General features: G+C 67.9%; 20 protein-coding genes. 3 read left to right on the plus strand and 17 right to left on the minus strand.

Annotated features, from left to right (window positions below):
* Positions 1 to 14 precede the first annotated feature (14 nt).
* From tamB to FHR94_RS01790, 3 genes are read right to left on the minus strand one after another with little or no spacing between them, the layout of a single operon-like run.
* On the minus strand, positions 15 to 4,046 hold the full coding sequence (gene tamB / locus FHR94_RS01780) for an autotransporter assembly complex protein TamB (protein WP_246389776.1): 4,032 nt from the start codon (positions 4,044 to 4,046) through the stop codon (positions 15 to 17).
* Positions 4,047 to 4,056: 10 nt separating this feature from the next.
* Positions 4,057 to 5,916: an autotransporter assembly complex protein TamA gene (tamA, locus tag FHR94_RS01785; RefSeq protein ID WP_183323890.1), complete on the minus strand. Its 1,860-nt coding sequence runs from the start codon at positions 5,914 to 5,916 to the stop codon at positions 4,057 to 4,059.
* 29 nt (positions 5,917 to 5,945) lie between these two features.
* Positions 5,946 to 6,740 carry a coiled-coil domain-containing protein gene (locus tag FHR94_RS01790; RefSeq protein WP_183323891.1) on the minus strand — a complete coding sequence of 265 codons (795 nt, stop codon included), beginning with the start codon at positions 6,738 to 6,740 and terminating at the stop codon, positions 5,946 to 5,948.
* A gap of 279 nt (positions 6,741 to 7,019) precedes the next feature.
* Between FHR94_RS01790 and FHR94_RS01795 the strand changes: the two genes are divergently transcribed.
* Positions 7,020 to 7,598: a superoxide dismutase gene (locus FHR94_RS01795; RefSeq protein ID WP_183323892.1), complete on the plus strand. Its 579-nt coding sequence runs from the start codon at positions 7,020 to 7,022 to the stop codon at positions 7,596 to 7,598.
* Between the two features lie 107 nt (positions 7,599 to 7,705).
* Here FHR94_RS01795 and FHR94_RS01800 read toward each other — a convergent pair whose 3' ends face one another.
* Both FHR94_RS01800 and galU read right to left on the minus strand, forming a co-directional pair.
* On the minus strand, positions 7,706 to 8,998 hold the full coding sequence (locus FHR94_RS01800) for a UDP-glucose/GDP-mannose dehydrogenase family protein (protein ID WP_183323893.1): 1,293 nt from the start codon (positions 8,996 to 8,998) through the stop codon (positions 7,706 to 7,708).
* Between the two features lie 4 nt (positions 8,999 to 9,002).
* Entirely contained in the window at positions 9,003 to 9,893 is an 891-nt protein-coding gene (gene galU, locus FHR94_RS01805) for a UTP--glucose-1-phosphate uridylyltransferase GalU (protein WP_183323894.1), read from the minus strand.
* Between the two features lie 151 nt (positions 9,894 to 10,044).
* Between galU and ubiG the strand changes: the two genes are divergently transcribed.
* Positions 10,045 to 10,770, plus strand: coding sequence for a bifunctional 2-polyprenyl-6-hydroxyphenol methylase/3-demethylubiquinol 3-O-methyltransferase UbiG (ubiG, locus tag FHR94_RS01810; protein WP_183323895.1), 726 nt, complete (start codon positions 10,045 to 10,047; stop codon positions 10,768 to 10,770).
* Positions 10,767 to 11,435, plus strand: coding sequence for an HAD family hydrolase (locus FHR94_RS01815; protein ID WP_183323896.1), 669 nt, complete (start codon positions 10,767 to 10,769; stop codon positions 11,433 to 11,435). Before ubiG ends, FHR94_RS01815 begins: the two co-directional genes overlap by 4 nt.
* Before the next feature lie 110 nt (positions 11,436 to 11,545).
* Here the strand turns inward: FHR94_RS01815 and FHR94_RS01820 are convergent, their stop codons facing one another.
* The 12 genes from FHR94_RS01820 to aspS form a co-directional block, all read right to left on the minus strand.
* Positions 11,546 to 12,307, minus strand: a complete 762-nt coding sequence (locus tag FHR94_RS01820) for a YciK family oxidoreductase (protein WP_183323897.1) — start codon at positions 12,305 to 12,307, stop codon at positions 11,546 to 11,548.
* 18 nt (positions 12,308 to 12,325) lie between these two features.
* Entirely contained in the window at positions 12,326 to 13,099 is a 774-nt protein-coding gene (ybgF, locus tag FHR94_RS01825; protein ID WP_183323898.1) for a tol-pal system protein YbgF, read from the minus strand.
* A gap of 27 nt (positions 13,100 to 13,126) precedes the next feature.
* The gene (gene pal / locus FHR94_RS01830) at positions 13,127 to 13,672 is read right to left on the minus strand and encodes a peptidoglycan-associated lipoprotein Pal (RefSeq protein WP_183323899.1); all 546 of its coding nucleotides are present in this window, start codon (positions 13,670 to 13,672) and stop codon (positions 13,127 to 13,129) included.
* Positions 13,673 to 13,735: 63 nt separating this feature from the next.
* Positions 13,736 to 15,025, minus strand: a complete 1,290-nt coding sequence (gene tolB, locus FHR94_RS01835; protein WP_183323900.1) for a Tol-Pal system beta propeller repeat protein TolB — start codon at positions 15,023 to 15,025, stop codon at positions 13,736 to 13,738.
* A complete protein-coding gene (gene tolA / locus FHR94_RS01840; protein WP_183323901.1) occupies positions 15,025 to 16,122 on the minus strand; it encodes a cell envelope integrity protein TolA in 1,098 nt (365 codons plus the stop codon). Before tolA ends, tolB begins: the two co-directional genes overlap by 1 nt.
* A 9-nt stretch (positions 16,123 to 16,131) precedes the next feature.
* Complete coding sequence (gene tolR, locus FHR94_RS01845) at positions 16,132 to 16,572, minus strand: protein TolR (protein ID WP_183323902.1); 441 nt, start codon at positions 16,570 to 16,572, stop codon at positions 16,132 to 16,134.
* Between the two features lie 13 nt (positions 16,573 to 16,585).
* Positions 16,586 to 17,281: a protein TolQ gene (gene tolQ / locus FHR94_RS01850; RefSeq protein WP_246389777.1), complete on the minus strand. Its 696-nt coding sequence runs from the start codon at positions 17,279 to 17,281 to the stop codon at positions 16,586 to 16,588.
* Between the two features lie 2 nt (positions 17,282 to 17,283).
* On the minus strand, positions 17,284 to 18,324 hold the full coding sequence (gene ruvB, locus FHR94_RS01855) for a Holliday junction branch migration DNA helicase RuvB (RefSeq protein WP_183323903.1): 1,041 nt from the start codon (positions 18,322 to 18,324) through the stop codon (positions 17,284 to 17,286).
* 3 nt (positions 18,325 to 18,327) lie between these two features.
* Complete coding sequence (gene ruvA, locus FHR94_RS01860) at positions 18,328 to 18,942, minus strand: Holliday junction branch migration protein RuvA (RefSeq protein ID WP_183323904.1); 615 nt, start codon at positions 18,940 to 18,942, stop codon at positions 18,328 to 18,330.
* A gap of 138 nt (positions 18,943 to 19,080) precedes the next feature.
* A complete protein-coding gene (gene ruvC / locus FHR94_RS01865; RefSeq protein ID WP_183323905.1) occupies positions 19,081 to 19,623 on the minus strand; it encodes a crossover junction endodeoxyribonuclease RuvC in 543 nt (180 codons plus the stop codon).
* 12 nt (positions 19,624 to 19,635) lie between these two features.
* Positions 19,636 to 20,385 (minus strand): YebC/PmpR family DNA-binding transcriptional regulator, encoded by a 750-nt coding sequence (locus FHR94_RS01870; RefSeq protein ID WP_183323906.1) that lies wholly within the window; start codon positions 20,383 to 20,385, stop codon positions 19,636 to 19,638.
* 184 nt (positions 20,386 to 20,569) lie between these two features.
* The gene (gene aspS, locus FHR94_RS01875; protein WP_183323907.1) at positions 20,570 to 22,351 is read right to left on the minus strand and encodes an aspartate--tRNA ligase; all 1,782 of its coding nucleotides are present in this window, start codon (positions 22,349 to 22,351) and stop codon (positions 20,570 to 20,572) included.
* Between the last annotated feature and the right edge of the window lie 14 nt (positions 22,352 to 22,365).

The raw sequence follows: 22,365 nt of genomic DNA on the forward strand, positions 1-22,365 counted from the left end.
CCTTGTCGCTAATATCAGGGATCGGGCGGATTGCCCGGCAGGCTGAAGCGATAGACCAGGTCGACCGCCTGCGACACTCCGGACACCGCCTCCACATAAAGGTTTCGCCACAGCTGATAGCGCAGCGTCAGCTCGGCGATCGGCGAGAAGACCCCCACCCCGTAGCCGACGCTCAGCCGGTCGGTGAGGTTGCCGGTCACCACCACCTGGCTCTCCTCCCCGCTGCCGGCGGTCTCGAGGCTCAGGTCCTGAATGCCGAAGGCCTCGCCGAGCGCCCCTACCGCGCCCCCGGTCTGGCCGATGGTCAGCCCGATCAGCGCCGAGGTCAATGCCCCGTCTGCCCCACCGCTGTCGTCCGGGGCCCGGCCGCGTAGCAGGTAGGAGAGCGCGCGGGCCTCATCCATGGCCGGCTCGGAGAAGATCTCCAGCCGCGGTGAGGCGGCCGGACCGGTCACGCGCAGGCCGGCGATCACCTCGTCCTGGGTCGCGGCCGGATTGCGGATGGCCTCGAAATCGAGCAGTGGCTGGCCCGGGGGGCCGCTGAACAGGATCAGTCCCTCGCGGATGAACAGATCCTGGCCAAAGGCACGAAAGCGGCCATCTACCAGACTGACATCGCCGAACAGTTGCACCGGCCCGCTGCTCTGTTGCACCTCGAGGTTGCCTTCTAGCGAGGATTCCAGTCCATAGGCCGACAGCTGCATGTCCGGTCCCAGCACCAGGGTGATCCGCACGTCCACGGCCATGCCGGCCTCGGCCAGTCGCTCGGCGGTGTCGGCCCCCGGGGCGTCCTGCGGGGTCGCCTGGGCTTGCTGCTGGTCCTCTTCCCGGGTGATGATCACCTCGTCGGGACTCGGTGCCATGGCCGTGGCCGGTACGTCACCGACCTCCAGGCGCGCCCAGGGGATCTGCACCTCGCCGCGCACCTGCAGGCGCTCGGGATTGGCACGGATACGCAGGTCGGGGGCCAGACGCAGCCGACCGAAGCCCGGCAGCGCCGCCTGCAACGGGGCCTCCCGGGCCTGCAGATCGAGGTTGGCCTGCCAGGTCTGCAGGGAGGGCCAGCGGGCGCCACCGCTGATGTTCAGCCGACCGCGTTCGGCGGCCAGAAAGCCGTCGATATCGGCTCGGTCGCCGTCGAGCTCGACCGTCAGCTCGCCGTCACGGACTTCGATGGGCAGACCTAGGCCCGCCGCCTGCAGGCCGCTCAGGGTCAGCCGGCCGTCGAGACGCGGTGTCTCGCGGCTGCCCAAAAGGCGGATGTCGCCGTCGAGGCCACCGGCCAGGGAGTCGAGCCCCGCCGCCAGCGGGCGGTAGGGGGCCAGACGCAGGTCCTGGACGCGCAGCCGACCGTCGAGACGGCCGGCCCCCAGCGGATCCTGTATCGCCAGGTCCAGGTCGAGCTCGCCACGGTCGGCCAGGCCCAATGCCACGGCCAGGTCGGCGCGGGTCTCGCTGGCGGCGAGGGTCAGGTCCAGGCTCGTGCCCGGCACCGACCAGGGTTGCCCGTAGGCATCCTCACCGCGGATATCGGCCTGGCTGGCCAGATCGGCCTCGGCCTGCCAGCTCGCGCCTCCCTGCGACCAGGCCAGGCGGACATTGCCTTCGCTACGCCCCTCGATGGACCAGCCGGGCGGCATGACCGTCGTCAACGGGTCCATCGGCAGCTCGCGCAGGGCGAGCACCACGCCGCCCTGCTCGGCCGAGGCCTCCAGGGGCTCGACCAGGCAGAGTGCACCACCCTGCTGGCGGCGCAGGCAGAACGGCGCCACGCTGACCGCGGCCGCGGGAAGATTCGCCTCGAAGGCCAGGCCCTCGGCCAGGCGCAGATTCCCGACCTCGCTGTCCACGTCCAGCGACATGAGCTCGCCTCGATAGCGCTCGCGCTGGCTGTCGAGGCCTCCCGCCAGGGCCAGAGCCAACCGCGAGACCGGCATGCCCGCTGCGGCATCGGCAGCGAGCCGCAGCCGGTGATCGGAAAGCCGGCCGTCCAGCGCCAAGTCCAGGGACGTCAGGCGCTGCCCGGCCACGGCCAGGTCACCCGCCGTCAGCGTCACCGTCAGCTGGGGGTCCTCGAGGCCGGCGACCTCGCCGTCGATATCGAGGCGAGCCACCCGATGCTCGGCGAAGGCCAACTCACGGCCTGTCAGGGTCAGGTCGAGCTCAGGGGCATCGAGGCGGCCAGCGGTCGTGAAGCGCCCGGTCAGGCGACCGTCCAGCGCCGGGTAGAGGCTGTCGAGTGAGGGCAGGTCAATATCGCCGGCCAGGTCGAGGATGGTGTCGCTGACGGTCCCCGAGGCGCTGACCCGGTTGTCGCCCTGGCGGAAGTCGAGGGTGTCGACCCGCCACTGCAGGTCGCTGTTGCCGGCCAGGCTCGCCTTGAGCGAGAGGTCGCGCTCGGCCAGCGTGCCAGTCACGTCCAGGGTGGGCACCTGAACCCGCCAACCGTCCTCCTGCTGACGGAAGGCCAGCGCCACGTCACCGTCGAGTCGCCCGTCGAAGCCGTCCACGAAGCGGCCGGGGTCGAGGTTGTCCAGCCGCATCAGGGCGTCCATGTCGAGGCCATCGGACCAGTCGGCGCGCCCCCGGCTCACCAGCGAGGCATCGCCCGGGATCAGGGTCAGGGCCAGCGGGGTCCAGGCGAAATGCTCAAGGTCGCCGTCGCCGGTCAGGGCCAGACGCATCCGCGGCAGCTCGGGGCCTTCGGCCTGGAGCGACACGGCGGCATGATAGCCGGTCAGGCTCCCCTCCACTCGGGCCGAGAGCGCCTCGACCCGCCATGGCGGCGGCGTGACACCTGCTTCGTCATCGGTGCTGGCAGCAGCCTTCTCGGCCGGCGCGGCGTCTTCCGGCGGCACCTGCTCGGCGCCGGGCAGTGGCCACTGCAGGGCGTCGCTGGTAAGCGCGACATTGAAGGGTAGCGTCGGGTCCAGGACATCCAGGCGACCCGCGAGGTGGGCCTCAACCGGGCCGGTGGCCGTAAGGTCGACCTGCAGGTCGGCCAGGCTGCCGGCCAGGTCTAGTTCGATGCGCTCCCCGGCCAGGGCGGGCAGGCGTTCTGGCAGGGTGAGGTCGGTGGCCAGCCGGGCCCGGAGCGGGTAGTCGTCACGCAGCTCGATGCTGGCTTCCAATTCGGCATCGGCATCGGGCGTGGCCACGGCCAGAGGCTCGAGGGTGACCCGGTGCTCGCGCGCAAAGAGCCGCAGCAGCAAGCGCTCCACCCGATACGCCACGGCGCCGTCGATCACGGTGTCCTCTACCACCAGCTCCGGGACCTCCACCGCCAGAGGCAGCGTGATGTCGGGCAGGTCGCGTCGCGGTTGTTCGGCCAGTGGCGTGGCACTCATGCCCTGCTGCTCGGCGGCGATGGCCGCGGGCAACGGCGAGCGCGCGGCGATGGCGGCATCGATGGCGGTGGCGGAGAGGCGTGTCTCCTCCTGTTCGGCCTCGCTCAACGAGAGCCTGGTCCCGGGCGAGAGCGGTAGCGTCAGGCGGGTGCCGACGAGCCGGGTCGGCAGCAGCGTCAGGGTGTCCTGTTCGGCCACGGCGCCGCTGGTGAAGCGCTCCCAGGTCAGGTGGGTACCATCGGCCAGGCGCAGTGACACGTCGGTGAGCGCAAGCGAGCGCAGCGCCACGGGGAACGGCAGCGCGACCGCCCCCGGCGACTCACTCGTCTCGGCGGACGGCGCCTCCGGCGAAGGCTCTGCCTGGCCGAGCCGGAGACGGGCCCCGTCCAGGGCGAGGGTATCGATACACAGCCGCCCATCGAGCAGGCAGTCCTCCGCCCAGGCCAGCTCGAAGCGGGACACGGCGATGCGCGTCATCCCGGCCTCGAGGCGCAGGCCTTCCACGACCAGGGTGTCCAGCGGGGCGCCGTGGATGGTCTCCAGTTCATAGAGCCCCAGCCGCTCCCCCTGGGTCGCGAGGACACCGAATCCCCAGGGCGACAGGGCCAGGCCGAGCAGCAGCAGCAGCAGGCCGAGCAGCCACAGCGGCAAGAGGATGAAAAGGCGGGCCAAGGCCCAGATCAGGGGACGTGCTCTCAAAGGGGCGCTCTCAGAATTCGGGACCGATGGCAAAGTGAATGCGAAAGGCATCCTCATGATCGAAGGGATGGGCGATATCGAGTCGAATCGGGCCGACCGGTGAGATCCAGCGCACGCCGAGGCCGGCGCCGGTCTTGAGCGCCTCGGGCCCCCAGTCGGTGAAGGCGTCACCGGTATCCACGAAGGCGGCGCCCCACCAGGGGCCGGTGATGCGCCGCTGGGCCTCGAGGCTGGCGGTCAGTAGCTGCTCGCCGCCGATCAGCTCCCCGTCGTCGTCCTCGGGGGCCAGGCTCTCGTAGGCATAGCCCCTGACGCTGCGGTCACCGCCGGTGAAGAAGCGCAGCGAGGGAGGCACATCGCGGAAGTCGTCGGTGACGATGCTGCCAAGGCCGACGCGGCCGACGAAGCGGTTATGCTCACCGAGCATACGGATCCACTCGGTGTTGCCGGTAAGGCGCAGGAACTCGGCATCCGACCCCCAGGCGTCGCTGGAGTACTCGACGGAGAGGCGCTGCCGGTCGCCCCAGGTAGGAAAGGTCGGGTTGCGAGTGCGGGTCCGCGACCAGCGGATCCCGGGATAAAGCAGCAGCACCTGGTTGGAGACGCCCGCCTGGGTGAAGTCCTCGTAGGTGCCACGCAAATAGACCAGCTGTTCCCAGTCGTTGTCGAACTTCCACAGACGGCCTACCTCCACCGTGCTCTCGAGGGTGCGCGTGTCCTCGTTGTCCTTGCTGCGCACGCCATACTGCAGGCGGTAGAGATCGCGCAGTGGGTCATCCAGCGGCATCTCGTAGGTACCGCTGAACTGCTGCTCGGGGCCGGACAGGTAGAGGTCATGCGACAGGCTATGCCCATAGCGGTTGATCCAGGGCTGGTCCCAGGTGAGGCGGACCCGCGGTCCTACGTCGGTGGCATAGCCCAGACCGAGTTCGAACTGATGACGGTCGGCCGGCGTGACCACCACGTCGATGGGCACACGCGGCTTAGCCGGGGTATTGAGGGTAGCCGACGCTACCAGGGCCTCCGCGGCGATCCGTGGCGACGAAGGCGGGGCGATGCCCGCGCCTTCCACATCCAGGGCCTGCCACCATCCAAGAGGCGCCTGCTCCTCCAGGGCGAGACGCCCTCGTTCGCTGTCGAGTCGGGGCCGCACGCTGACGGTGGCGAACCACTCGGTCTGTCCCAGTTGCTGGTTGAAGAGGGCCAAGTCGGTGGCCAGATAGGGAGCGCCTGCATCGAAGGGCGCTAGGCGCTTCAACCGCTCTTCCTCGATGTGGTGACCCTGGAAATGGATGTCACCGAAACGATGACGAGGCCCGCTGTCCAGGGACAGATAGAGCCGGGCACTGCCGGCCCAGGGCCGCACCTCCATGCGCCGTTCGGTGAATCGCCAGCCGAAGAAGCCACGTTCCAGAGCCAGGCCGGCGAGGCGGCTGCGCAGGCTGTCGAAGGGCGCATGACGCAAGGGGTCGCCCACCTCCAGGGGAAAGGCCGCCAGGGCCTCCTGGAAGGGGTCGTCATCGCGCGCGTCACCGGTCACCGTCAGCTCGAGCACCTCGATGGTCACCGGCTCACCGGGCTCGATGGTCAGGGTGACGCGCTCGGGGTCCTGCGGGTCGTCCAGGGAGAGCGACAGCTCGGGTTCGTAGTAACCGAACACCCGCATGGCTTCCCGGACCCGACGCAGGACCTCGCTGCGTAGGCGCGAGGGGCGGTACTGGGCCGCCTCCAGATCCTCGAGATAGGCCTGGATGTTGTCGGCCACCTCCCCGTCGACCCCCTTGATCCGGGCATCGAGCCCCAAGGTGGAGGGAGACATGCCCAGGCACAGGGCCGCGACCCCCAGACGGGTGAACATACGCTTGTTCATAATTCGAGGGGTTCCTGTCGGGCGTCGCGTCACTGACGCAGGACTTCCAGTTGGGCACTCAGGGCGAGCTGCGCCTGGCGCAGCTGGCGCAGCTCGCTCTCCATGGCCGCAAGACGCTCGACCAGTGCCTCGCGTCGGCTGGCCTCATCTTGGCGTGAACTGGTCAGGGCTTCAACGTCACTGGCCAGCTCGGCCAGGCGTGCGTCGAACGCGTCCAACCGGTCGGCCTGCTGACGCTCGACCGCCGTCAGGCGCGACCGTGTGTCGGACAGTGTTTCCTCGAGACCGTTCAGGCTCGACTGCAGAGTGCCTCGGCCCTCTTCCCCGGCACGCTCCAGGGCGTCCAGCGAGTCACGCACCGCGACCAGGGTGGCGTCACGGCTCTCGGCCTGTTCCGCCAGGCGGGAGAGACGCGCCTCGACCTCGGCAAGCGCCTGACGCACCTCGGCCAGGGCGGAAGCCCGCTGCTCGTTCGCGCTCAGTGCCTCGGTGAGACGGGTGTCACGCGCCTGCTGCGCCTCCTCCAGCGAGGTGAGGCGCTCCCGAAGGTCGACCAGGGCCTCGCCACGCCCCTCCTCGGCATCGAAACGGGCATGGACGTTGGACATCTCGCCGGAGAGGCGAGCGATCTCGCGCTGGAAACGTTGGCGCTCCTCCCAACCCAGCCATGCCAACGCCGCGAGGGCCACGACCAGCCCCGCCAGCAGCCAGGAAGGCCAGACGCTCGGGGCCCGTGACACAGGCTGACGAGGTACGGTCAGACTGGCTTCCGGGTCCGGAACGATCGGCCGTGAATACCGGTGGTCCTCCGGGCGCTCTGCCATGGACGAACTCCTTCTCGGGCGGTGACGACCTGGCACATACGGCCGGCCGGACGAAACGGGTCCCCAAGACCGAGCCTGCCAATCGGAATTGGCGGACCCTGACCCGGGTGATATGATGCCGTGGCTTCACTTACACAGCTTCCTGATAGTGTAAGGTTTTTTCCCTGGGAAGCGCACGGACGATGGCCAACGAAGGAGCGTCGGCCTTGAACTTCCGGGAATGACACCAGAAGCCTGGGTCCCTGACCCGCTACCGTTGACGACGAGGAGATACCATAGATGGCATTCGAACTGCCTGCACTGCCGTACGAGAAGAATGCACTGGAACCGCATATCTCTGCCGAGACCCTCGAGTATCACTACGGCAAGCACCACCAGACCTACGTCAATAAGCTCAACGAGCTGACCGACGGCACCGACGACGCCAACAAGTCCCTCGAGGAGATCATCAAGTCCTCCTCCGGCGGCCTCTTCAATCAGGCCGCTCAGGTCTGGAACCATACCTTCTACTGGCATTGCCTGTCGCCCAACGGTGGCGGTGAGCCGAGCGGCGCCCTGGCCGACGCCATCACCGCCAAGTTCGGCTCCTTCGACAAGTTCAAGGAGACCTTCAACACCCAGGCCGCGGGCAACTTCGGCTCCGGTTGGACCTGGCTGATCAAGACCGATGATGGCGGCGTGGACATCGTCAATACCAGCAACGCCGACACCCCCATCGCCCATGGCCAGACCCCGCTGCTGACCATCGATGTGTGGGAGCATGCCTACTACATCGATTACCGCAACGCACGTCCCAAGTACCTCGAGAACGTCTGGAACGTCCTCAACTGGGACTTTGTCGCCCAGAACTTCAGCTGATCGGCCGGCGCCCCTGGCGCCGCGCCGTTGACCGCAAGCGGCCCCGCCAACTGGCGGGGCCGCTTGCGACCGGCGGTCTGCCTTCGCATCGCGAGGCAGGCTCTGGCTCAAGGGTCGGCGCGCCGTCCGATACCCCGGTAGTGAAGGCCGCAGGCGGCCACATGCCGCGGGTCGTAGATATTGCGTCCATCGAGCAGCAGTCGTTCGCCCAGCCGATCGGCCAACCGCGACCAGTCAGGGTTCCAGTAGGTCTTCCACTCGGTCACCAGCATCAGGGCATCGGCCCCCTCGCAGGGCTCCAGCGGATCGCCCTCGAATACCTCGAGCAGCGGGTGCTCGCCGACCTCGGCCAGCACCGCGGGAATCGCCGCCGGATCATGCAGGCGGACCCGCACCCCCTGGGCCCAGAGGCTGCGCAGCAGCGTCAGCACCGGAGCATGGTCGATGCGCGCCGTGCCGGGCTTGAAGGCGGCCCCCCAGATGGCCACCGTCCGGCCGTCGAGCCGCCCGTGGAAATGCGCCCACAGCTTGCGGAACAGCGTCTCCTTCTTGTGTTCGTTGATATCGAGCACCTGGTCGAGCAGCGCCGAGTGGCGACCGCTGGCCGATTGCACGTCGGCCAGCCGCATCAGGTCCCGGGAAAAGTTGGGCCCGCCGAAACCGCAGCCCGGGTAGAGATACTCATAGCCGATCCGGCTGTCGGCCCCCATGCCCTGCCGAACATGCTCGACGTCCACCCCGAGGCTGTCCGCCAGACCGGCGATCTCGTTCATGTAGCTGATGCGGGTCGCCAGCATGCCGTTGATCGCCAGCTTGGTCAGCTCGGCGGCGCGCCGGGGCATGCGCTGGAACACCTCGCGGCGGCGGTTGAAGGCGCGCAGCAGTTCCCGCACCCGGTGTTCAGCGCCATCGTCGTCGCACCCTAGAAGCCAGCGGCTGGGGCGGGTGAAGGTCTCCCAGGCGCGCCCCTCTTCCAGCATGTCGGCCAGGGCCACGGCCCGGCACCCTGCCCCGAGGCGTGCTTCCAGCAGCTCGGTTTCGCCCACCGGGAAGGTGGAATTGTTGACCAGCACCGCCTCCTCGGCGAGCCAGCCGGCGGCCTGCTCGGCGAAGGCGGCCGCGTCAACACGCTGCTCCGGCGACAGGGAAAGCCACAGGCATTCCACGGGGTCCTCGAAGATCCCCTCGGATGAGGGAGTGAGCAGCCTCAGGCTGCCTTCCTCAAGCCCTTCCTCCAGATGGGCCAGCAGTTGCGGCTCGCTGGCCAGCCAGCCACTGGCGGACAGGGTCGACCAGTCGGCGGCGGCGTGGGGCATCCAGGCGACCCGGTGCCCCACCCAGGAAAGCGCTGCCGCGGCGGTGGCCGCGGCCATCTCACTGCCATGGATCAGGATACGCATGGTCTCAGGCCTCGCCGGCGTAACGGGTCAATAGCTCACGGAACCCCTGGCCATAGCGGCGATGGCGGCGGCCATAGGCCAGAATTGCCTCGAGATAACCGAGCTGGTGGCCGCAGTCATAGGTCTTGCCACGCATGCGCCAGGCATCCACACCCTCGGCCTGGCGGAGGCGCTCGAGGGCGTCGGTTAGTTGGATCTCGTTGCCGGCCCCCGGCGGCGTGTCGGCGAGCAGCGCGAAGATGCGCCCCGGCAGGACGTAACGCCCGATCACCGCCAGGTCGGAGGGAGCCTCGTCGATGGGGGGCTTTTCCACCAGACCGGTCAGGGGACAGGAAGCCCCTGGCGCCGGCGGCTGGCCTTCGGGGGCCACGATGCCATACTTGTGAACCATCGCGTGAGGGACCTCTTCGACCATCAGTTGCGTACGCTGGGTCCGTTCATAGGCCTCGATCATGCCCGCCAGGTCATTGGACGCGAGGCCCGCGTCATCCACCAGCACGTCCGGCAACAGCACGGCGAACGGTTCGTCATCCCCGACGATGGGACGCGCACAGAGCACGGCATGGCCCAGGCCCAGCGGTTCCGGCTGGCGGATGCTGATGATATTGACATCGGCCGGCACGATGGAGCGCAGTTCCTCGAGCAGCTCGTGCTTGCCCTTGGCTTCGAGGCTCGTCTCGAGCTCGAAGTGCTTGTCGAAATGGTTCTCGATGGCGGTCTTGGTGCCATGGGTGACCAGCACGATATCCCGGATGCCGGCCTCGATGGCCTCCTGGACCACATACTGGATCACCGGACGATCGACGATGGTGATCATCTCCTTGGGAATCGCTTTGGAGGCCGGTAGGCAGCGGGTACCGAAACCGGCCACAGGGAGAACGGCCTTGTTGATCATGATGCGGTCCTTGTCATGTCGGATGGCCCGGAGGCCGTCGTTCTGGGAGGGCATGGGAATGCGGCTCCGGGAGCGGGTAGAATGGGGCATGATACCGAAAGCGGCCCGGCCTGACACGCTGGCGGGATGGTACCACCCATGGAGACCTCAGATGACTGCAAGCGCCCCGGAAACGGGCAATGTCGACCCGGCGGAAATCGCCAAGTTCGCGTCCCTGGCCGATCGTTGGTGGGATCCGCACGGGGAATTCAAGCCACTGCATGACATCAATCCACTGCGCCTGGACTTCATCGATGCCCGCGTGGGCCTGGCGGGGCGCCGGGTGCTGGACGTGGGCTGCGGTGGAGGCATCCTGGCCGAGGCCATGGCCCATCGCGGGGCCGAGGTCACCGGCATCGACCTGGGCGAGGCCCCGCTGGCCGTGGCCCGGCAGCATGCCGAGCAGGCCGGGGTCAGCGTCGACTATCGTTGCCTCAGTGTAGAGGAACTGGCCCGCACACACCCCGGGGAATTCGAGGTGGTGACCTGCCTGGAAATGCTCGAGCACGTGCCCGACCCCGCCTCGGTGGTGCGCGCCTGTGCGACCCTCGTCAAGCCGGGGGGGCAGGTCATCTTCTCGACGCTCAATCGACACCCCAAGGCCTATGCCCTGGCCATTCTCGGGGCCGAGTATCTGCTGCGGATGCTGCCCCGGGGCACCCATGACTATGCCCGGTTCATCCGCCCCTCGGAGCTGGCCGGCTGGTGCCGCGAGGCGGGCCTCTCGGTCCGAGAGCAGAACGGTATCATCTACCAGCCGCTGACCCAGCGCTACCGGCTGTCCGAACGTGACGTATCGGTCAACTACCTGATGCACTGCCGACGGGAGATGCCATGACGGTTGCCGACTCGCTCCCCGAAGTCTTGCTCTTCGATCTGGACGGCACCCTGGTCGATACCGCCCCCGACCTCGCGCGGGCCACCAATGCCCTGCGGGCCTACCACGGGCTGGCGGCGCTTCCCTACCCGGTGATCCGGGCCCAGGTCTCCAACGGAGGCAGTGCCCTGGTGACCCTGGCCCTAGGCCTTGAGCGGGAGCATGCCGGACACGCCGAGGCGCGCACCTACCTGCTGGCCGCCTACGGGGAGGCGGTGGCCGTCGACAGCCGCGTCTTCCCGCCGCTCGATCGCCTGCTGGTCGAGTGGGAGCGGCGAGACGGGACTTGGGGCATCGTCACCAACAAGCCTCGCGCCTATGCCGAGCCGCTGGTGAGCGCCCTCGGGCTCACTCCCGGCGCCTTGCTCTGCGCCGACGACCTGGCCGAGAAGAAGCCTTCTCCCCTGCCGCTTCTGACGGCCGCCGGGCAACTGGGAACGCCACCGGCGCGTTGCTGGTATATCGGCGACCATCTGCGGGACATGCAGGCCGCGCGTGCTGCCGGCATGGTGGCGGTGGCCGTCGGCTACGGGTATCTGGAGGAAGAGGACGACCACCGACAGTGGCCCGCCGATCTCTGGTTCGATACGGCCGAGGCGCTCAGCGATGCCCTGCTGGAGGCCTGAACGACGATGGGCTGCGGGCTGCGAGCTGCAGGTAGTAGGCTCCATCGCTGCCAGCTAACCGTCAACGGCCCGAAGCGCTTGGCCCGAGACCCGTAGCCCGAGGCTCGGGTTCAGGCCTTGGGCGGCTGGGCATCGAACATCTCGCCGTTGTGGGCCCGGCTGTCCGGCCCCATCAGCCACAGATAGGTCGGCAGAATCGCCTCGGGGGGCCTCAGGCTCATCGGGTCCTCGCCGGGATAGGCGCTCTTGCGCATGGCGGTCCGTGTCGCCCCCGGGTTGAGGCTGTTGATGCGCAGTGTGCCCAGGTGCTCCACCTCGTCGGCCAGCACCTGGACGAATCCCTCGGTAGCGAACTTCGAGACCGCGTAGGCGCCCCAGTAGGCCCGCCCCTTGCGCCCCACGCTGGAGGAGGTGAACACCACCGAGGCATCCGCGGAGGCCTTGAGCAGCGGCAGCAGCGCCTGGGTCATCCAGATCGGGCCGTTGATGTTGACCTGCATCACCTGGTCCCAGAGCTCGGGATTGTACTGCTCGAAGGGCGTGAGGCGCCCGAGCAGCCCGGCGTTGTGCAGCAGGCCATCGAGTCGGCCGAACTCCTTGTCCAGGGTCTCGGCCATGTCGTGATAGTCCTTCAGGACGGCCCCTTCGAGGTTGAGGGGGAAGATGGCCGGCTGAGGCCCCCCGGCCGCCTCGATCTCGTCATACACCGCCTCGAGCTTGGAGATGGTGCGGCCCAGTAGCACCACGGTCGCCCCATGCTGGGCGAAGGTCCTGGCCGCTGCCCGGCCGATGCCGTCGCCGGCGCCGGTGACCAGGATCACGCGCTCCTTCAGCAGGTCGGCGGGCGGCTGGTAATCGATCTTGCAGATCATCGCTGCTCCTTGGGCGAATCAGGTGCCGGACTGGCGCAGGTAATCGCCGGCCAGGTTGGCGGCACTGCTTTCCGGGTAGTCGTTGATGACCCGCTCGAGCAGTGCCCGTCCTGCGTCAGGCGCTCCCTGGCGAATCTTCAGCAGGCCCAGCTTGTAGAGGGTATCGGGTACCTTGCCGCTGTCGGGGAAGTCCTCCAGCACGCGCTGGAAGGCGCGCTCGGCGGCCTCGAGCTCGGATTCCGCCGAGTGGAGTTCTCCCAGCCAGTAGTAGGCATTGGCGGTGAGGGCGCTGTCGGGGTGCTGGGCCACGAAGGCCTCGAAGTCGGTCGTGGCGGCCGCGAATTCACGCGCCTGCACCTTGGCGAAGGCCGCCTGGTAGGCCTGCCGTGCCGCGCCGTCGCCCGCACCGGCCGATGCCTCGCCACGCGTGGGCTCGGGCGTCGAGGTATCCGGCGTCTCCGCCGGGGGTGGTGATGATGCCGACTGCGCGTCGGCACGGCTCAACCGTTCATCCAGGTCCAGGTACTGCTGGCGAGTCTGGCGCCGGAGCTGTTCGAGCTGGTAGCGCAACTCCTCGACCTGGCCGCGCAGTTGTTGGATCTCCTCCTGGTGCTGCTGGACCTGATTGAACAGCACCAGGCTGCCGCCCGACTCGGTACGGGTCGCGGCCTGGTCATAGAAGCTGCCGGGCCGATCGGTGAGATCCTCGACCACCGGTTGCTGGGCGATGGCCACGGCCAGTGGCAGGGCCATCAGCCCGACGCCGCACAGCCCCTTGAGTCCATGTCTCATCGCGCTCTTCCTCGTCGCGGTTCGTGATCAGTAGGCAAAGACGACACGGCGGTTCTGGGCATAGGCGTCCTCGTTTAACCCGCGGGCCGCGGGCCGCTCTTCACCGTAGCTGACGACCTCTACCTGGGACGGTGACACGCCCTGCAGGTCGAGGAAGCGTTCCACGGCATTGGCGCGACGCTCCCCCAGGGCCAGGTTGTACTCCCGGGTGCCTCGCTCGTCGGTATGGCCGTGGAGGATAACGTCGGCCGACGGGTTGCTGCGCAAGAAACGCGCATGAGCCGTCAGCACCGGCTCGAACTCGGGGCGGATCGTGTCGCTGTCGTAGGCAAAGTAGATGGTGCGCGCTTCCGGGATGCGCGACCCGGCCATCTGGCCGGCGCCATCGCCGAGACCGGTCCCGCTCACCTGGCCGGTGCCCGCCGTGCCGGTACCGGCGGTACCGGTCTCTCCCCTGCCTCCTGCCGTGCCATCCAAGGAGCCGTCCTGGGTACCGCCAGTGTTGGCACAGCCGGCCACGAAAGCCAGGGAAAGCGCGACGGCCAGGGTTCTGGCGTAGGGCTTGAGCTGCATCTTGTGACTCCTTCTGGGGTGAATCAGTCGAGCTGGAATGAATTCAGTCGAGTCGGGGGTAAGTTAATCGAGAAAGGGGGACCAGGCGGGCTCGCGGACCTCTCCCTGTGCCGCCGGCAGGCGGAAGGAGGCGCGGCCGTCGGCGGTGACCGCCCCCAGCACACCGGAGCCGCCCTGCTGTGTGGCGAAGATTACCATGGTGCCATTGGGCGCGACACTGGGCGACTCGTCCTGATGGGACTCGCTGAGCGTGATCAAACGGTCGCTTTCGAGGTCCAGCCGTGCCACCTGATAGCCCCGCTCGCCGCCGTGGATCAAGAAGACCGCATCACCGTCCGGTGCATAGCGCCCCCGGGCATTGTAGCCGCCGGTGAAGGTGAGACGCTCCGGCTCGCCTCCCAGCGGATGGCGATAGAGCTGCGGCCCGCCACTGCGATCCGAGGTATAGAGCAGGCTGTCTCCCGAAGGATGCCAGGAGGGCTCGGTCTCGATGCTCGAGCTGTGGGTGATACGCGTGAGGTTGCGCGTGGCGATGTCCATGACATAGATCTCGGGCTGGCCATCCTTGGAGAGGGACATGGCCAGCCGACGGCCGTCCGGCGACCAGCTCGGTGCGCTGTTCAGCCCCTCGAAGGAGGTGGCCCGCACACGACGCCCGGAGGCGATCTCCTGGATATAGATGGCCGGTCGGCCGGTCTCGAAGGAGACATAGGCCAGCTTCTTGCCATCCGGCGACCAGGCGGGCGACATGATCGGCTCGTCGGAGGTCAGAACCTGCTGGCTGTTGCGCCCATCGGCATCGGCCACATAGAGCCCGAAGCGCATGTCATCGGCCACCCCACTGGCGGTCACGTAGGCGATGCGGGTCGAGAAGGCACCGCGGATTCCGGTGATCGCCTCGAAGATCTTGTCGCTGATGCGGTGAGCCGCGCCGCGCAGCTGGCTTTCGCTGGCCGTGATCACTTCCCCGAGCATCCGCGACTCGCCGTGGACATCCATCAGCTCATAACGGATCTCCACGCGACCGGCCTCTCGACGGGTTTGCCCCACCACCAGATAGCGACTATCCAGGGCCCGCCAGTCACCGAACTTGACCGCCTCGCCGCTCGACGGCGTGGCGAACATCTCCTCGCGCGCGAGCGGGTCGAAGTAGCCGCTGCGCTCGAGGTCATCGGAAACGATCTGCGCCACGTCCTGGGGCAGGCGCTCGCCCTCGGGGCTTTCGAAGGGCACCACGGCGATCGGCGTCGCGCGCTCGCTGCCGCGGGTGATCTCGATGGTCAGGTCGGCCTGGGCCAGGCTGGCGAACGTCACCAGCATCGCCACCAGCCAGGTGGTCATCAGGGCTTTCATCAGCGGATCTCCCCCGGTCTGAATCGCAGATTGAACTGTCGGTAATCGCGTTGCACCCCCGCCGGCAGCTCCCGCAGCTCCCGGAAGGGCGCGGCGGCTTCCACGGCCTGGATCGCCGAGCGGTCGAAGGCGCTGTCACCACTACTCCGACCGATGGAAGCCGCGAAAAGCTCACCGGATGGGCCGAGCCTGACCGAGACCTCCGCGGTCGCACCGTCCGCCACGTTGGGCGGAATCACCCAGGCTTGCTCCACGGCCTGACGCACCAGGTTGATGAAGCCGTTGGCGGCCTGCTGGGCCTGGCGCGCGTTGGCGGCGGCGGCTTCGGCTTCGATGGCCCGCTGGCGAGCCAGTTCCGCCGCTTCGGCCGCCTGGCGTTGGGCCTCGGCTTCCCGGCGACGCTGTTCCTCCGCCTCGCGCTGGCGACGTGCCTCCGCTTCGGCCTGACGTTGGCGTTCGGCCTCGGCTTCCCGGCGACGCTGCGCCTCCGCCTCGCGCTGGCGACGCGCCTCCGCTTCGGCCTGACGTTGGCGTTCGGCCTCGGCTTCCCGGCGACGCTGCGCCTCCGCCTCGCGCTGGCGACGCGCCTCCGCTTCGGCCTGGCGTTGGCGTTCGGCCTCGGCTTCCCGGCGACGCTGCTCCTCCGCTTCGCGCTGGCGACGGGCCTCTTCTTCGGCCTCGCGTTGGCGTTCACGCCGCTCGGCTTGACGCTCGGCCTCCTCGGCACGACGCCGAGCCTCCTGCGCCGCCTCCTCGGCCGCCTTTCGCGCGTCTGCCTCGACGGCCTCCCGGGCTTGGCGTTCCTGCTCGGCCTCTTCCTGCGCCTGCTGCCGGGCGGCTTCTGCCTCGGTTTGCCTGGCCTGCTCCTCTTCAGCCTGCTTCGCGGCCTCGGCTGCCGCACGGGCCTGGTCGGCCCTCTGGGCGCGATCGGTGGCGGTTTCGGTGCTCACCAGGGTCGCCTGGACGATGGCGCGATTCGGTGGCTCAGGCTCGGCCGCGGGGAAGCGGATCACGCTGATCACGAGAATGCCCAGGTGCAGGCCGATGGCAAGCAGCAGCGGCAGGCCATAGCCCACGCGTTGTCGATGTCTGGCCATGCGCGCTCCTCAGGCCTCCCCCGGCGGCGGTTCCGAGATCAGGCCGACATTTTCCACGCCGGCGGCCTGCAGGGTGCTCATCAGGGTGATCACCTGGCCATAGGCAACGTTGCGGTCACCGCGGACCAGTACCGGCGTGCCAGGCTGGCGCTCCAGCAGGATGATTACCCGCTGGCTCAACTCGTCGAGGCTTACCGTGGACTCATCCTCACCCAGGGTAATGAACAGCTGCCCTTCGCGGTCCATCGAGACGATGATCGGGTCACGGTTTTCGGTCTCCTCGATGGGTTCGGAACTCACCTGGGGCAGGTCGACCTGAACTCCCTGAGTCAGCATGGGCGCGGTGATCATGAAGATCACCAGCAGCACCAGCATCACGTCGATGAACGGCACCACATTGATCTCGTTCATCGGCTTGCGCCGCCCCATGCGGTTGAAGGGTCCGTGCATGGTGTCGCCCTCCTCAGCCGGCGGCGGCGTCGCCGCGACCCTGCAGGTTACGATGCAGGATGGAATGGAACTCCTCGGCGAAGTCTTCGTACTTGCCCAGCAGCCGCGAGGATTCGGCAGACAGCCGGTTGTAGAAGATCACCGCGGGAATGGCCGCGAACAGGCCCATGGCGGTGGCGATCAGTGCCTCGGCGATCCAGGGAGCGACGGTCGCCAGGGTCGCCTGCTGGGCCATGGACAGCGACTGGAAGGAGCCCATGATCCCCCAGACGGTGCCGAACAGCCCGATGTAGGGGCTCGAGGAGGCCACGGTCGCCAGGAACACCAGGTGCAGGTTGAGCCGATCCTCTTCCCGGGACCAGGCCACCCGCATGCTGCGCTGGACGCCCTCCAGGATCGCCTGGGGGCTGCGGGTCTTGGGCAGCAGGCGATTGAACTCGCGGAACCCCGACCGGAAGATATGTTCGGCCCCGAGCGTCTCCTGCTCGGGGGGCGTGTCGTGGTACAGGTCATTGAGGTCAACGCCGGACCAGAAGCGCTCCTCGAAGCGTCGGTGGGCCTTTCGGGCGCGGCGCATCACGAAGGTGCGCTGGAAGATCACCACCCAGGACAGTACGGACCCCAGCAGCAGCAGCAGCATCACCGCCTGGACCACGCCGCTGGCGTTCATGATCAGGTGGGGAATGGACATGGCATCGTTCACGGGCATCCTCATCGTTCCGGGTCGGTCGGGGCAGGGGAAGCGGCCTGGTCGTCGGCGACCAGGCCGAAATGGAGCCAGGCCTGGCGCGTCACCACCCGCCCCCGGGCGGTGCGCATCATCAGGCCCTGCTGGATCAGGTAGGGCTCGATCACGTCCTCGATAGTATCGCGCTCCTCACCGATCGCGGCGGCCAGGGAGTCCACCCCCACCGGGCCACCCTCGAACTTCTCGATCATCGCCAGCAGCAGGCGACGGTCCATGTGGTCGAGGCCATGGTGATCGACGTGCAGCATGTTCAGCGCCTGGTCGGCGACCCCGGCATCGACCCGCCCGGTTCCCCGCACCTCGGCGAAGTCGCGCACCCGGCGTAGCAGGCGGTTGGCGATGCGCGGCGTGCCGCGTGAGCGTCTGGCCACCTCGGTGGCGCCGGCGTGATCCGACTCGACGCCGAGCAGCCGGGCCGAGCGGGCGACGATCTCGGTGAGTTCATCGACGCTGTAGAACTCCAGGCGCTGGACGATGCCGAAGCGGTCGCGCAGCGGCGAGGTCAGAAGTCCCGCTCGGGTCGTGGCCCCGACCAGGGTGAAAGGCGGCAGGTCGAGCTTGATCGAGCGCGCCGCCGGGCCCTCGCCGATCACGATGTCGAGCTGGAAGTCCTCCATGGCGGGATAGAGGATCTCCTCTACCACCGCCGACAGGCGATGGATCTCGTCGATGAACAGCACGTCGCCGGGCTGCAGGTTGGTGAGCATGGCGGCGAGATCCCCGGCCCGCTCCAGCACCGGTCCGGAGGTGGACTTGAGTCCGACGCCCATCTCGGTGGCGATGATGTTCGCCAGTGTCGTCTTGCCAAGCCCCGGGGGACCGAACACCAGCGTATGGTCGAGGCTTTCCTGGCGGCCCCGGGCGGCGCTGATGAAGATCTCCAGCTGCTCGCGGACTCGGGGCTGACCGATGTAGTCGTGCAGGTGTTTCGGCCGGATGGCATGGTCGAGGCTGCCCTCACCCTCGCGGGACTCACCGGCGATCAGGCGGTCAGTTTCCAGCATGCCTCACCCCGCCAGGCGCCGGGTCAGCGCCGCCTTGATGATGGCCTCGGTGGAGCCCTCCTCCTCCAGACCCGACAGCATGCGGGCGGCCTCGGTCGGCTTGTAGCCGAGGCTGACCAGGGCCGCCTCGGCATCGGCCAGGGGATCCTGGGTGGGCAACGGGGCCGTTGCCGGCAGGCCGGCGGCACTCGCCTCCAGGCCGGGCGAGCCTTCCCAGTGGGGGAAGCGGTCGCGCATCTCGATGATCAGGCGCTCCGCGGTCTTCTTGCCGACCCCGGGCAGCCGGGTCAGGGCCTTGATGTCATCCTCCAGGACGCAGCGGATGAAGGCGTCCTCGTCCATGCCGGAGAGGATCGCCAGGGCGAGGCGTGGCCCGATGCCGTTGACCTTGATCAGGGCCCGGAACAGATCACGCTCCTGGGCCCGAGCGAACCCGTAGAGCAGATGGGCGTCGTCGCGGACAACGAGGTGAGTGTACAGGAATACCGGTTCCCCGCTGCCGGGCAGCGCGACCAGGGTGGTCATCGAGGCCTCCAGCTCGTAGCCGACTCCGGCCACCTCGACCACCAGCCAGGGTGGCTGTTTCTCGAGCAGGGTGCCACGCAGGCGTCCGATCATGGAGTTGCTGTCCTTGGTCCTATGAGTCCGGTGCGGCGCCGGTCGCCGCGATGGAGCCACTATACTGGTCGCCCGGCCGGCTGACCAGTCTGCTCAAACGGCGTTCGACAACCGGCTTGGCATCGCCGGCCGGCGACGTCACGAAGGGCGAAATGCCCGCCAGGATGTGCCCTTTTGTCGACGGCGGTGTCCGCCGTAGCTGCCCTGGCTGACCAGCCCCAGGCGCGCGTGGGCATGGGTCAGGGCGATGGCCAGGGCATCGGCCGCATCGGCCTGGGGGGTACCGGACAGGCCGAGGATGGCGGTCACCATGTGCTGGACCTGGGCCTTGTCGGCCCCGCCGCTGCCGGTGACCGCCTGCTTGATCTGACGAGGTCCGTATTCGCTGACCGGCAGCCCATGGTTGGCGGCGCAGACGATGGCCGTCCCGCGGGCCTGACCGAGCTTCAGGGCGGAGTCGGCATTCTTCGCCATGAACACCTGCTCGATGGCGAACTCGCCGGGGCCGTGCCGGCCGACCAGTTCGCTGATGCCGGCATAGATCTGCGCCAATCGCTGGGCCAGGTCGTCGGCTCGGGTGCGGATGCAGCCGCTGGCCACGTAGCGCGGTGTGGCGTGGGTCACATCCAGCACGCCATACCCGGTGAGCCGCGAACCGGGGTCGATGCCCAGAATCAGCATGGCGGTAAACACTCAGTCGAGTTGATCGAGGATGGCATCCGCAAAATCCGCATTGGTATAGACATTCTGCACATCATCCAGGTCCTCGAGCATGTCGACCAGCTTGATGATCCGCCGGCCCAGCTCGATGTTCTGGATGGGGACATAGTTGTCCGGATACAGGCCGATGTCACTGGCCTCCGGCTCGATGCCGGCGGCCACCAGGGCGTCCTTGACCGACCCAAAGGAGGCCGGGGTGGTGACCACCTCCAGGCGACCGTCCTCGAGGGTTTCGATGTCCTCGGGCTCGGCTTCGAGCGTCGCCTCCATGGCGGCTTCCTCGCTGATCCCTTGGGGCAGCGTCAGGCGCCCCTGCTGGTGGAACATGAAGGCCACCGAGCCACTGGTCCCCAGGTTGCCGCCCTGCTTGTTGAAGGCATGTCGCACCTCGGAGACCGTCCGGTTGCGGTTATCGGTCATCGCCTCCACCAGCACGGCCACACCCTCGGGCCCGTAGCCCTCGTAGACAACCTCCTCCATGTCATCGCCGTCGGTGTGGCCGGCGCCCCGGTCCACCGCCCGCTGAATGGTGTCCTTGGTCATGTTGCTGGCCAGCGCCTTGTCGATGGCGGCGCGCAGGCGCGGGTTGTCGGCGGGGTCGCCCCCGCCCTGCCGGGCGGCCACGGTCAGCTCCCGGATCAGCTTGCTGAAGATCTTGCCACGCTTAGCATCCTGGGCCGCTTTGCGGTGCTTGATATTGGCCCACTTGCTATGTCCTGCCATGGCCACCTCCTGTGCTTCTTCCTACTCGAGGCTGTCCCGGCGACTAGACTGCGAGGATAGGACTTCCTCTTCGCCCTGTCCCCGGACCTCTCATAGTGGGTAAAATGGTGGGGTTTCTCGCGAGGAGTTGAGACGCCACCGGCGCCCTGAAGGCGCCGGTGATTTCGCGAGGCAGCGGCGCGGCTTACTCGCTGGGGCTTTCTGCCTTGGCCTTCTGACGCAGGCGGATGTTGAGCTCCTTGAGTTGCTCGGCACTCACCTCGCTCGGCGCCTCGGTCATCAGGCAGGCAGCACTCTGGGTCTTGGGGAAGGCGATCACCTCGCGGATGGTCTTCGCGCCGCTCATCAGCATCACCAGGCGGTCGAGCCCGAAGGCCAGGCCGCCATGGGGAGGCGCGCCGTACTGCAGGGCATCGAGCAAAAAGCCGAACTTCTCGTGCGCCTCCGCCTCGCCGATGCCGAGCACCTCGAGCACCGCGCTCTGCATGGCGCGATCGTGGATACGGATCGAGCCACCACCCAGCTCGGTGCCGTTGAGCACCATGTCGTAGGCCCGAGACAGCGCCACCACAGGGTTGGCCTTGAGGGTCTCCACGTCGCAGGCGGGGGCGGTGAAGGGATGGTGAAGGGCCTGCATCCGGGCGCTGCCGTCATCCTCGAACATCGGGAAGTCCACCACCCACAGCGGGGCCCAGTCCCGGGTGTAGAGGTTGAGATCCTCGCCAAGTTTCACGCGCAGGGCGCCGAGCGACTCGTTGACGACGCGGGCCTTGTCGGCACCGAAGAAGATGAGATCACCATCCTCAGCCCCGATGCGATCGAGGAGCGGCTCGATCACGTTTTCCATGAACTTGACGATCGGTGACTGCAGCCCTTCGAGGCCCTTGGCACGCTCGTTGACCTTGATCCAGGCCAGCCCCTTGGCGCCGTAGATACCGACGAATCGGGTGTAGTCGTCGATCGCCTTGCGCGACAGACCGGCGCCGCCCGGCACCTTGAGGGCCGCCACGCGGCCATCGTCGGCCGTGGCGGGTCCGGAGAACACCTTGAAGTCCACCTGAGCCATCAGGTCGTCGACATCGGTGAGTATCAGCGGAATGCGCAGGTCCGGCTTGTCGGAGCCGTAGCGGCTCATCGCCTCCTCCCAGCTCATGCGCGGGAAGACCGGCAGCTCGACATCGAGCACCTCCTGGAACAGCTGACGCACCATCGCCTCGGTGATGCCCATGATGTCATCCTCGGTGACGAAGGACGCCTCGAGGTCGATCTGGGTAAACTCCGGCTGGCGATCGGCACGCAGGTCCTCGTCCCGGAAGCACTTGGCGATCTGATAGTAGCGGTCGAAGCCAGACACCATCAGCAGCTGCTTGAACAGCTGCGGCGACTGCGGCAGGGCGAAGAAGCTGCCTGGATGGGTGCGGCTCGGCACCAGGTAGTCACGCGCGCCTTCGGGAGTGGCCCGGGTGAGGACGGGAGTCTCGATGTCGAGAAAGCCTTGCCCCTCGAGGAAGGCCCGCACGCTGTGGGAGATGCGCGAGCGCAGGCGCAGCTTCTCGATCATCTCCGGGCGGCGCAGGTCGATATAACGGTGCTTGAGGCGCACTTCCTCACCGACCTTCCCATGCTCATCGAGTTGGAAGGGGGGGGTGGCGGCAGTATTGAGCACCTCGACATCGCTGGCCAGCACCTCGATCAGGCCGGTGGGCATCTTGGGATTCTGGGTGCCTTCCGGGCGCAGCCTGACGCGGCCGACGATGCGTAGCACATACTCGCTGCGGGAGCTGTCCGCGTTCGCGAAGGCCTCGGCGGTATCGGGATCTACCACGACCTGGGCGATACCGTCGCGGTCGCGCATGTCGAGAAAGATCACCCCCCCATGGTCACGGCGGCGATGTACCCAGCCGCACAGGGTGACCGTCTGGTCCACCAGGGTCTCGTTCAGCTGGCCGCAATAATGGCTGCGCATGTCGTGTCCTGTTC

It is taken from the genome of Halomonas cerina (assembly GCF_014192215.1).
In the GTDB taxonomy this organism is placed as follows: domain Bacteria; phylum Pseudomonadota; class Gammaproteobacteria; order Pseudomonadales; family Halomonadaceae; genus Halomonas; species Halomonas cerina.

Excerpts from the sequence above, each read along its gene's own strand:
- tamA (WP_183323890.1), bottom strand. The coding sequence starts at position 5,916 with ATGAACAAGCGTATGTTCACCCGTCTGGGGGTCGCGGCCCTGTGCCTG.
- FHR94_RS01790 (WP_183323891.1), bottom strand. The coding sequence starts at position 6,740 with ATGGCAGAGCGCCCGGAGGACCACCGGTATTCACGGCCGATCGTTCCG.
- FHR94_RS01795 (WP_183323892.1), top strand. The coding sequence starts at position 7,020 with ATGGCATTCGAACTGCCTGCACTGCCGTACGAGAAGAATGCACTGGAA.
- FHR94_RS01800 (WP_183323893.1), bottom strand. The coding sequence starts at position 8,998 with ATGCGTATCCTGATCCATGGCAGTGAGATGGCCGCGGCCACCGCCGCG.
- galU (WP_183323894.1), bottom strand. The coding sequence starts at position 9,893 with ATGATCAACAAGGCCGTTCTCCCTGTGGCCGGTTTCGGTACCCGCTGC.
- ubiG (WP_183323895.1), top strand. The coding sequence starts at position 10,045 with ATGACTGCAAGCGCCCCGGAAACGGGCAATGTCGACCCGGCGGAAATC.
- FHR94_RS01815 (WP_183323896.1), top strand. The coding sequence starts at position 10,767 with ATGACGGTTGCCGACTCGCTCCCCGAAGTCTTGCTCTTCGATCTGGAC.
- FHR94_RS01820 (WP_183323897.1), bottom strand. The coding sequence starts at position 12,307 with ATGATCTGCAAGATCGATTACCAGCCGCCCGCCGACCTGCTGAAGGAG.
- ybgF (WP_183323898.1), bottom strand. The coding sequence starts at position 13,099 with ATGAGACATGGACTCAAGGGGCTGTGCGGCGTCGGGCTGATGGCCCTG.
- pal (WP_183323899.1), bottom strand. The coding sequence starts at position 13,672 with ATGCAGCTCAAGCCCTACGCCAGAACCCTGGCCGTCGCGCTTTCCCTG.
- tolB (WP_183323900.1), bottom strand. The coding sequence starts at position 15,025 with ATGAAAGCCCTGATGACCACCTGGCTGGTGGCGATGCTGGTGACGTTC.
- tolA (WP_183323901.1), bottom strand. The coding sequence starts at position 16,122 with ATGGCCAGACATCGACAACGCGTGGGCTATGGCCTGCCGCTGCTGCTT.
- tolR (WP_183323902.1), bottom strand. The coding sequence starts at position 16,572 with ATGCACGGACCCTTCAACCGCATGGGGCGGCGCAAGCCGATGAACGAG.
- tolQ (WP_246389777.1), bottom strand. The coding sequence starts at position 17,281 with ATGCCCGTGAACGATGCCATGTCCATTCCCCACCTGATCATGAACGCC.
- ruvB (WP_183323903.1), bottom strand. The coding sequence starts at position 18,324 with ATGCTGGAAACTGACCGCCTGATCGCCGGTGAGTCCCGCGAGGGTGAG.
- ruvA (WP_183323904.1), bottom strand. The coding sequence starts at position 18,942 with ATGATCGGACGCCTGCGTGGCACCCTGCTCGAGAAACAGCCACCCTGG.
- ruvC (WP_183323905.1), bottom strand. The coding sequence starts at position 19,623 with ATGCTGATTCTGGGCATCGACCCCGGTTCGCGGCTCACCGGGTATGGC.
- FHR94_RS01870 (WP_183323906.1), bottom strand. The coding sequence starts at position 20,385 with ATGGCAGGACATAGCAAGTGGGCCAATATCAAGCACCGCAAAGCGGCC.
- aspS (WP_183323907.1), bottom strand. The coding sequence starts at position 22,351 with ATGCGCAGCCATTATTGCGGCCAGCTGAACGAGACCCTGGTGGACCAG.